We start from the raw sequence: 9,776 nt of genomic DNA on the forward strand, positions 1-9,776 counted from the left end.
GCTCCCCGACGCGGCGTCATGCGAGAGATTCACGTTTCCCCCGGCTCCCTTCCCGCGCAGATTGCCACGTCTGTTTCTGCGGGCTTCCCGGGCAATCTCCTGGGCGGCGCGTCGGGCCAATCGGAGTTGCTCTCCTCGATCAACAACTCGTGAAGCACGCCTGCGTCGGAGCAACACCGCACCACCACCGACTACCGCTACCAGCAGGACCACGATGGCTCCCCATGCCGTACCCGTCATGTCCGCATGGTGACTGACGGCCATCTACCATCGGTATCCGGCGTACAGGTCGACTCGTCCATCGTCCCTCTAGCATCCTGGCTCCAGCTTGCCGCCACCCTGCGCAGCGAGGGCGGGGAGGCCGACCTCACCTGCGAGGCCGCATCAGTGCAGGGGGAGAGTGGCCGTTGGCGTGGGCATCGATCCTCAGGGTGCCCAGCGGGCGCGCAGGACGCCGTCCGGATCGGGGTAGGACCGCACTCAGCAGCGGGTGACGTTCGTCCATGAGCGTGGGCAGGACGATGGCGGCATGGGCGTCGGCCAACCGGCTGCGCAGTGCACTGTGGTCCGCTTCATCAACGCATCGGCAGTTGACCTGACCGTTGTGGTCCTGCCAAATGACCTCACTAAGGCTTCGTCGGGCAGGCTCGCCAGCGCAGCGTCGATGTTCGTCTGCAGGTCGGGCCAGACCAGTAGGCGGGCTCGGGGGGTCAACCGTGTCCGGATGGCATTGACGTTGCTGGTCGTGATGCGGTGCCAGCGGGCGGCGTTGTAGACGTAGCCCTCTTCGAGAAGCACGGCGCCGCGCTCTGCGGCGATAGTGGCGACCTCGTCCCAGAAACCGCTGTCGGCCGGTCGAGGGCTGGCGTTGTCCTCGGTGAGCGCCGGGTCGTATGGCGACTGTGCGATCCGTTTCGCGAAGAGCCTATGCCGGTGGGCATGGGCTACTGCCCGCTCGCACGGGTCGGTGCTGCCGATGTACACGTACTGGTCCCAGCCGACATGGACGAAGAAGTCCTCCTCGGCTTCAAGCCGGCACCAACCAGGGCCGCCGCGCAGCATGAGCCGCACGAGCTCCAACCCGACCGCCACGGGTACCTGCGCGCCGTCGTGGTAGCCGCTCAGATCCGGCCCGAACAGCACAGCCAACCGGCTGTCGCGCCCGTCACCGTCCAGGCCCACGCGAACTGCCGCCTCCGGTTCCCGGATCGCCAGCCGGCTGATCTGGCTGTCTTCGGCGAAGGCAGCCACGGCCGCCAGGTAGGCGGCCTCAACCGGACCGCGGTCGCTGTCGGTGTCCTCCGAACCGATGTAGTGCCCACGCTCGTCTCGGTCGGCGGGGTCGTACTTGGTCAACTGGTAGACGTAGGGCAGGAGCTCGGGATCGTCGATAGTCACCGGCCGCTCGCTACCAGCGCGATGACGAGGACAGCGGCGCTGGGATGAGGACGACGACCCGCCCTCGCCGCGGTGGGACCAGTTCGCCGCATCAGGCGCACCGCCGACCCATACTGCCTGCTCACGGCCACAGGCTATCCGTGCCGATCACGATTGCCGAGCAATATTCGTCCCTGGAACAGCGCAAGATCACGCTCAAGGTCTACGCTCACACGAGCCTCGACGCGATGCGTCAGGCGCTCGGCAAGCTTGACGGGCGGCTGTCGTGAATGCGGTTGCTGTCAAACGGTTGACGGGCGGCAGCGACCGTCGGGAAACTGCCTGGTGGAATTGGAGCCCCCGGCCGGGATCGAACCGGCGACATCTCGCTTACAAGTTGTGTGCGGCACATCCGTCCCCGTCTGGGAGCGGCCGTCAGCTCGGAGCCGCGTCCATCCCTGGTCTCGGTGGTGCGTCGGCGTCCGGGGCCGTTGCTGTCAGCGTTGCTGTCGACAGCGCCGCCGGTGGCACGTCCAGCTAAGCCCGACCCCCGCCGGGGGGAGCCTGGTCCTGGTCGTCGAACACTGTCGATCGGTGTCATCCTGTCTGCCTGCGCACCGGCTGCCTTGCCGCTTCTTATGGCCTTCACCCGTCGCGTTGTAACGCGTTCGCTGACGTTCTGCTGACTGCTGGCAGCTTTGATGGGGCTCGGCCTGTGGGTGGTCGCCTCGGTGCGCGAACCGTCCTTCCAGTTCGACCCCCGGCGGGTTATCGCTTTCGTTTCGCTCAGGGGCGGGCGTCGAGTAGTTGGTCGAGGTTCACGGCGGCGCTGATCAGTGAGAGGTGGCTGAATGCTTGCGGGAAGTTGCCGGTCTGCTCGCCAGTGGGGGCTATCTCCTCCGAGTAGAGGCCGAGGGGGCTGCTGTAGGTGAGCATCTTCTCGAAGGTCAGCCTGGCGTCTTCGAGCCGTCCGGACTGCGCGAGGGCCCGGACGTACCAGAAGGTGCACATGGTGAAGGTGCTCTCCTGGCCGGGCAGGCCGTCGGGTGAGGCGTTCGGGTCGTACCGGTAGACGAGGCTGTCGGAGACCAGTTTCGCGTCCATGGCCCGCAGCGTTGACAGCCACATCGGATCCGTTGGCGACACGACTCCGAGGTAGGGCATGGCGAGCAGTGACGCGTCCAGGACGTCGGACGCATAGTGCTGCGTGAAGGCACCGGCGCCGGGGTGGAAGCCACGCGCCATGATCTGGTCGTAGATCTGGTTTCGGGTACTCACCCACCGGTTGGTGTCGCCGGGTCGTCCGCGTCGGTGAGCGAGGCGGACAGCTCGGTCGAGGGCTACCCAGGACATCATGCGCCCGTAGGTGAAGTCCTGCCGGGCGCCGCGGGTTTCCCAGATCCCGTCTTCGGGCTGGTCCCAGTTGTCGCACAGCCAGTCCATCTGCCCTACCGTGTTCATCCACCCCTCGTGGTTGGCCTGCAGACCGTGACCGTCGGCGACGTGGAGGGCGTCGAGTGCCTCGCCGTAGATGTCGAGTTGCAGTTGGTTGGCGGCGCCGTTGCCAATGCGCACGGGTGCTGATCCGCGGTAGCCCTCGAAGTGGTCGAGTATCTCCTCGGTGAGATCAGGTGAGCCGTCGACGCGGTACATGATCTGCACCGGCGTCTCCCGTTCCTTGGCCTCCCGGATCCGGTCGTTCACCCAGTGCATGTACTGCTGAGCTTCGTCGGTGAAGCCCAGGCGGAGCAGCGCGCGCACGGAGAATGCCGCGTCGCGGATCCAGGTGTAGCGGTAGTCCCAGTTGCGCTCCCCGCCGATCTGCTCGGGCAGCCCGGCGGTAGGGGCGGCGACCAGCCCGCCGGTCGGCGCGTACGTCATGAGTTTGAGCGTCATCGCGGACCGCTCGACCATCTCCCGCCAGCGGCCGGTATACCGGGAGCGGCCGAGCCAGCGCCGCCAGAAGTCGCGGGTCTGCACGAGCAGGTCGCGCACCTCGTCCACCGTCATGTGGCGCGGCAGTTCAGGCGACGCCGTCTCCAGGACCACCCCGCCGTAGTCGCCCTCGTGGAACGTGCCGACCAGGGACACGTCCTCCCTGCTGCGTTGGAACTCCGTGTCGTACGGGGGCTTGCCGAAGCCGACCCGATTCAGGGTGAGTGTGAGGCTGGGACTGCGGAAGACCTCCCCGTCCGGGTACACCTCGAGCTCGTGCGGATCCCGGCCGTAGTTGAACCGGGGCCGGCATACCGCGCGGAACCGCATTGTGCCTCGGACCATCCGGAGAATCCGGACCAAGCGGTGGCGGTCGGTGACGTGATCTCCCGCGACGGGCATGAAATCCACCAGCTCAGCCACGCCGTCCGCGCTGAGAAAGCGGGTGATAAGGATCGGCGTGCCGGGCAGGTACAACTGCTTACTCACGTAGTCGACACCATCGGGTGAGACCTGGAAGTACCCACCCTTGTGCCGATCGAGCAGGCCACCGAACACGCTCGGCGAGTCGAACCGAGGGGCGCAGAACCAGTCCACCGTCCCGTCCATCGCCACCAGCGCCGCGGTCTGCAGATCACCGATCAAGCCATGGGACTCCACAGCAGGGTACGAATCCACCAGCCCTCCCGCCTTCAATCGCACCGAATGAGGGCGGATACCCCTAAACGGGCGAGACACACCCCGTGGCTCGTAACTTCGCGCACGTAACGGCCTGACCGGTACCGGCGGGAAAGCGCAGATGACCCCCGTCGGGGGGATGCGGTCGCAAGCTGTCGGCTGCTGTCAGCTGGTGCCGACCCGCGTCGACGAGCAGGTGCCGGGACTCATCGGTTGACGTTCCGGACCGACCCGCATCGGGGCTTCCGCTGCCTCCTTGCTGCCTCGCTGCCTGACGTCTCGGCTACACGGTGTCGACTACTGACACTTGCGCGGCTCTGGGCTGACGAGGGCTCGGTCAGGAGCGGTAGCCTCCGCCAATGATCCGACCATTTGACCTGTGGGGCCAGCGAGGCTGGTGCAACCAGGAGGTCGTAGGCGAGTCCAATTACGCCAAGGAGACTCGAGCCGCACTCGGCGCGGACTTCAAGTCCTACGGGTCTGAGGTTGAAAAGGACGTGTACCTCATCCCGGAGCCCACCAACCGCTTCGACCCGGACGCCGTCAAAGCCGTCTACGGTGGACAAACCCTCGGGTATCTGCCAAAAGACCAGGCCAAAAGATACTCGCCGGTCCTCACGGCGCTCGTCAACCAGGGCTGGACCCCTCAGGTCCGCGCCCGCATCTGGGGACGGGACGAGGAAGACTGGGACGGGCGCCGCCGGCCCCACTTCGTGGGATCGGTGACTCTCGACCTCGCTGAACCGCACATGATCGTTCCAGCGAACATGCCGCCGTGCGATCTGCATGTGATGCTTCCCCAAGGCCGTGTCGTTCAGGTGACTGGCGAAGAGAAGCACATGACTCACTTGGCTCAGCTGGTGAGTCCGCAGGGCGAGTGCTGGATCTATGTGACGTTGCACCAGGTTGAACAGCAGCGGGCTCGATCGACGCGAACGCTGGTGGAGGTTCGAGTCAACGGCGAACCGGCTGGCACCCTGAGTCCCGCGACATCAGCCGAGATGTTGCCGGTGCTCGCCCACCTCTCGGGACTCGACATGTTGACGGCGGCCCGTGCAGTCCTGAAGGGCAACCGGGTCAAGGCCGACGTCACCTTGAACGTGTGCAAGGCCAGCTCGCTGACGGATGCCTGGTTGGATGCGCCGCCGGTGGCTGATGGAGCCCGGCCGGCACAACAGGCGGCTGCGGCGAGCCACGGTCACGATATTGCCCGAGTGCAGCAATGGCGGTTCGTGGTTCCACCGGGATGGCCACCCCCGCCCGCAGGCTGGGTACCGCCCCAAGGCTGGCGGCCTGATCCGTCGTGGCCTCCTGCACCAGACGGCTGGCAGTTCTGGGTCAAAGACTGAGAAGGTGCCTCCGCCTACCCCGCTGTACGCGTCAGTTCACCAACTACAGGTAAGCCGCCGCAGCTCTGGCAGGCTGCCGTGTACCTCACTAGCTGTGACATGGGCAAACCTTGCGATCGTTAGTCATCGTCTGTTGCCCTTGTTCGTCCCTCGACGGCCTGGAGACGGCCTGAAAGGCTCGCTGGGTCGATGGCTAGTCAGGCGCGGTTACGCCTTGGAGGAAGCCGTTCGTGGAACCGCCCCGATCGTCCGCGTCAATGCCGTCACTGGATGTCATCAGAGCCGAGCTGGACGCAGAACGCGCAGCTCAGGACAAACGTAATGACACGTTAGATAGTCGGGCAGGCGCGATCCTAGGGTTCTCTGGCGTCCTTGCCGGTCTCGCCCTAACCAGCAAGTCTGTCTGGGCGCTACCGGGTGCCGCCGTCGCTGCGGTGGCCGCCGTAGTCGCGGCAAGCGTGGTCCTACCTCGGCTGTACAACACGATCAACCCGAGGGCCCTGCACGGCCGCTACCTACCGCGGCCGGTTGAGGAGACGAAACGGAGAATCCTCGACACACGGATTTCGGACTATGAGAAGAACCAGGAGCCATTGGAAATTAAGGTCGACCGCCTACGACTCTCGGTCCGCCTCTTGGCCGTTGCTACTTGGCTTGTGGTGGTGGCTCTCGCGATCGTGACCATCACCCAAGCAATGAGAGATTGAGGCAAACCGGTCCGAACCCGGCTCACCGAGGCCGGCAGGCACGCCAGGCCCTGATCGACCACCCAAAGGGGGTAAAGACATGTCCAACCACAAACGAGCCAGACAACGAGTTGCCTGCCACGCAAGAGATCACGCCATGGCCGGTCGATGACTACCCACCGGTCTCACTTGAGCCGGACCCTTGGATCACTGACCTCGTCGATCGTGACGGGCTGCCCGACGACATCGAGTACAGGTAGGCGACCCTCGATCGGGCCGCTCATGCCGGAGCGGCCCACCGCCTGGCCTCCGACCCTGCACGTCTTTCATGGCTCGATGCCGGCGTTTCCCGCTGTCCCATGGCCCTGCTTGCTGCGCTGGTCGAGGAAAGATGGAGATCTAGACGACCTGGTGTGGCGGGCATAACCTACGCCGGTGCCTCGCCTCAACGGTTGGATGATCGCCACCCAGACCCCAACGCCAGTCCCCAGCATCCAGCCCTACATCGTGCAATACGACGGGGGCGCAAGCTGGGTCATGGTCACGCTCGGCGGCGCGCTCGTCCTCACTGGCGTCGTTGCGCTTGTCGTGCTGTGGCTACGCCGACCAATGATCGTCGCTCTCCGTCGGGAGTTTGAGGCGAGTGCTGCAAGCGCTGTTGCATCTGTGGAGGCAAGCCTTCCCCCTACACGCCCGAGTCTGGAAGACGAAATTGGCGAGGTGTCTGGCACGCTGTCGGCGACAGTGAACCGATTGCGCGAGATCAGCGCCAAAGCCGAGGCGTTTGAGGCGGAGGTCAAGCAACTTGTGGTACGCGCTGATGCTGCTCGCGCCACCGCCGCCCTCGATGAGGAAAAAGCCCGCCAAATATCGTTCATTCTTGGAGAGCGTACCGAACGGAAGTTCCGGGAAGAAATAGAAAAGCTTGCGGAGGCCCATGCCGAGCAGGTAGAGCGGCTACGCAAGTCGGGCAACCGAACCGCGTGGTGGACGTTTGTGCTCGGTTCCGCCCTTGGTTTCTTGCTAAACCTACTAGCTGGCATGCTCGTCGCCTAGCGCTCTGGAACTCAACCTGAGCGGGGCGTCCTGGGCGAGCCCCTAAGTCTGGACGTCCTTGCTCACAGTCGGTCATCTCCGCCGACCTCTCGACCTACCCTCCGAACATCGCTCAGAGATTCGGATGGATAAGGCGAAGCTCGGGGAATGCTCTCGAAATTGTTCCAAAGTCACTAATGTTGTTCGTGACGATTGGCAGCTGAGGGCGGAGCGCAAGTGCGCAGGCTACGGTCCAAAGGTCGTTCGCGCCGCCCTTCTGTAGGTGCCCGGAGAGCTTCGCATGCATTTCCGCCCACAGCTCTACCGCTTGCGCCGTGTAAGGCACGACAACAAAAGTTTTTAGCTGGTTACGAAGTGCCTGTATCCGACGCTCTCCCCATCGGCTGCGGTGGGCATTGGCCAGTAATTCACCGTATGTGGCAAAGCTCACCGCCTGCTCATGCCCTGCGGTTAGGTCGCTGAACGCCTTGCCGAGTTCATGTTCCAACAGCCAGTAACTCACAACGTCCGTATCGATGAGCAGTGGCCCATCGGGGACGTCCTGCGGCCTCACTCGGCGAGAGCCGCGAGGAAGGCGGCCCGCTCATCGTCGGTCAAGTCTGTAATCCCTAGAGCCGCCGGGTCGACTCGGCCCGTGATTCCCTGCGCTGCTTGCAGGCCGGCAAAGGTATGCGATTCCCAAAAAGAATCAACATCTAGCTCAAGCTGGGTACTTCGTGAAACCGCTCGTAGTTCAACGCTAGTTGCCTGCGCAGTTCGAGGATGATAACTGACATGACCCTCAAGCCGCGCCCGCGATCGCAGCGCCTCTTGGATATTGTCTGCAAGGTTGGGAGAGAAATTGACGGTCACAACGCTGCCATTGGCGAGGCGCAATCTCGCCGTGTTTCCCTCGAAGTCAGCCTCGAAGAGCACTCCGACTAGCGTCTCATCTCTGCTCGCCGGGGCCTGGTCACCAACGCGCTGCATCCGCTCTCGGACCGCCGCGTCAATCCTGGCCCGACGTGGCTCTTGCCCGGCTCGCGTTGCAAATTCGTCGACCAGAGTAATCGAGGTGTTGCGGTCGCCGATACCAAGTTCCGCCGCCATCTGCGCAACGGCAGCCGCCAGCTCGGCGTCAGACTCGGGTGCGCCGCTGGTAATCGCATCAATAAGCCGATCAAATGCCAATTGGCTAAGGTCGGAGACCGAGAACGGTAGCTCCTCATCCGTTGGATCTGCGGCTTCTGGAAGCGCAAGCACCTCAACGAAGCTGCCTCGCTCAACTCCGACGAAGCGAAGCCGCGCTGCACTCTCGATCGCCTGGCTATGTCTGCCGGTGCCACGCCGCGGCTTACCCAAAACTAGGTAGGCCGCCCGAGCAATGGCACGTTCAAGGCCAAGGATCATGCGCGCGACGTCAGCCGCTGCTACCCGGCCTGGCTCGGCATCGATACCTTCAAGCTGCGCCCGGACGATCCTCATGGTCCAAGACTCCTACATCTGATGCGAGCCGTCTAGCACGATGTGATCCGGAGCGATCAAGACGAAAGGGCGCAAGGCGATCCCTTACCTCAGTAGCAGTAACGCCGGGTCCAGCTCCATCCCGATGCTCCTATGGAGGTCAAGTGGTCAGGGCGGTGAAGTCGGCGAGCAGGGCGGTGTAGATGTCGCGGACGATGTAGCGCTTGAGGCAGCGGAGGATCTCTTGCTTGCTGAGGCCTTCGGTGGTGCGGCGGTGGACGTAGGCCTGTGTTCGCTGGTCGTAGCGCATGCGGCACAGGGCGATGGTGTGCAGGGCGTGGTTGGCGCCGCGGTCGCCTCCGCGGTGGAGGCGGTGGCGGCGCACGCGTCCTGAGCTGGCGGGGATGGGTGCTGCGCCGCAGAGGTGGGCGAGGGCGGCTTCGGAGTGCAGCCGGTCGGGGTTGTCGCCGGCGGTGGTGAGCAGTTGAGCGGCGACGTCGGGGCCGACGCCGAACAAGGCGGTGATGCGGGGTGCCGCTTTCTGGACGATGGGTGCCACCTGCCGGTCGAGGGTGGTGATCTCGTCGGTGAGGGCGGTGACGCGGCGGGCGAGTCCGGCCAGCGCTGCGGCGGTGGCGTGTTCCGGCTCGTGAAGTTTGCCCGGGTCGTAGGTCAGCGCAGCGGACCGGCTGACCAGCGTGGCGGCGCTGACCCTGGTGAGGTGGGCTCGCAAGGCCTCGGGCGCGGCGGCGACCAGGCCGCGCATCTGATTCAGGGCGGCGGTGCGGGCCTTGACCGCTCCTCGGCGGGCGACCCGCAGGGCGCGGATGGCCTCGACCGGTCCGGTGCGGGTTTTCGGGGTGCCCTTGGCGGTGCCGGCGAGGGTCGCGCGGGCGGCGGCGATGGCGTCGATCGGGTCGGACTTGCCCTGGGCGCGGCGGGCTCGCCGGTCGGGCCGGTCCACTTCCGCGACAGGCACCTTCTTGCTGGTCAGATGGCGGGCCAGGCCAGCGCCGTAGCTGCCGGTGCCCTCGACTCCCACGGCCGTTACCCGTCCGAAGGAGCGCATCCAGGCCAGCAGATTCGCGTAGCCGGCGGTGGTCGCGGGGAACTCGGCGTCGGCCAGGAGCCCGCCGGTGCTGTCGATGACGGCGGCGTGGTGGGTGTCGCGGTGGGTGTCGACACCACCGATAACTGATCGCTTCTTGGCTGCCATGCTGGTGAGGTCCGCCTTTCTCGTCTGCGTCGAGAA

At 65.1% G+C, this 9,776-nt stretch carries 8 protein-coding genes; 3 read left to right on the plus strand and 5 right to left on the minus strand.

Translation table 11 applies throughout. The features are described 5' to 3' along the window. Positions 1–480: 480 nt before the first annotated feature. Positions 481–1,398: a hypothetical protein gene (locus tag ACLQ2U_RS15730; RefSeq protein WP_425751371.1), complete on the minus strand. Its 918-nt coding sequence runs from the start codon at positions 1,396–1,398 to the stop codon at positions 481–483. A 140-nt stretch (positions 1,399–1,538) separates the two neighbouring features. On the opposite strand from ACLQ2U_RS15730, the gene ACLQ2U_RS15735 reads away from it, so the two are divergent. Further along, positions 1,539–1,667 (plus strand): hypothetical protein, encoded by a 129-nt coding sequence (locus ACLQ2U_RS15735; protein ID WP_425751372.1) that lies wholly within the window; start codon positions 1,539–1,541, stop codon positions 1,665–1,667. A gap of 496 nt (positions 1,668–2,163) precedes the next feature. Here ACLQ2U_RS15735 and ACLQ2U_RS15740 read toward each other — a convergent pair whose 3' ends face one another. Beyond that, complete coding sequence (locus tag ACLQ2U_RS15740; protein ID WP_425751373.1) at positions 2,164–3,990, minus strand: glycoside hydrolase family 15 protein; 1,827 nt, start codon at positions 3,988–3,990, stop codon at positions 2,164–2,166. A gap of 359 nt (positions 3,991–4,349) precedes the next feature. Here ACLQ2U_RS15740 and ACLQ2U_RS15745 point away from each other — a divergent pair, with 359 nt between their 5' ends. Continuing rightward, complete coding sequence (locus ACLQ2U_RS15745) at positions 4,350–5,339, plus strand: HIRAN domain-containing protein (protein ID WP_425751374.1); 990 nt, start codon at positions 4,350–4,352, stop codon at positions 5,337–5,339. A 1,121-nt stretch (positions 5,340–6,460) separates the two neighbouring features. Further along, complete coding sequence (locus tag ACLQ2U_RS15750; RefSeq protein WP_425751375.1) at positions 6,461–7,081, plus strand: hypothetical protein; 621 nt, start codon at positions 6,461–6,463, stop codon at positions 7,079–7,081. Between the two features lie 112 nt (positions 7,082–7,193). Here ACLQ2U_RS15750 and ACLQ2U_RS15755 read toward each other — a convergent pair whose 3' ends face one another. From ACLQ2U_RS15755 to ACLQ2U_RS15765, 3 genes are all read right to left on the minus strand, one after another. Then, positions 7,194–7,634, minus strand: a complete 441-nt coding sequence (locus tag ACLQ2U_RS15755; protein ID WP_425751376.1) for a PIN domain-containing protein — start codon at positions 7,632–7,634, stop codon at positions 7,194–7,196. After that, positions 7,631–8,545: a hypothetical protein gene (locus ACLQ2U_RS15760; protein WP_425751377.1), complete on the minus strand. Its 915-nt coding sequence runs from the start codon at positions 8,543–8,545 to the stop codon at positions 7,631–7,633. The genes ACLQ2U_RS15755 and ACLQ2U_RS15760 overlap by 4 nt, the downstream gene beginning before the upstream one ends. A gap of 139 nt (positions 8,546–8,684) precedes the next feature. Beyond that, a complete protein-coding gene (locus ACLQ2U_RS15765) occupies positions 8,685–9,740 on the minus strand; it encodes an IS110 family transposase (RefSeq protein WP_425751394.1) in 1,056 nt (351 codons plus the stop codon). Positions 9,741–9,776: the final 36 nt, after the last annotated feature.

It is taken from the genome of Micromonospora sp. DT47 (assembly GCF_049844475.1).
Taxonomy (GTDB): Bacteria; Actinomycetota; Actinomycetes; order Mycobacteriales; family Micromonosporaceae; genus Micromonospora.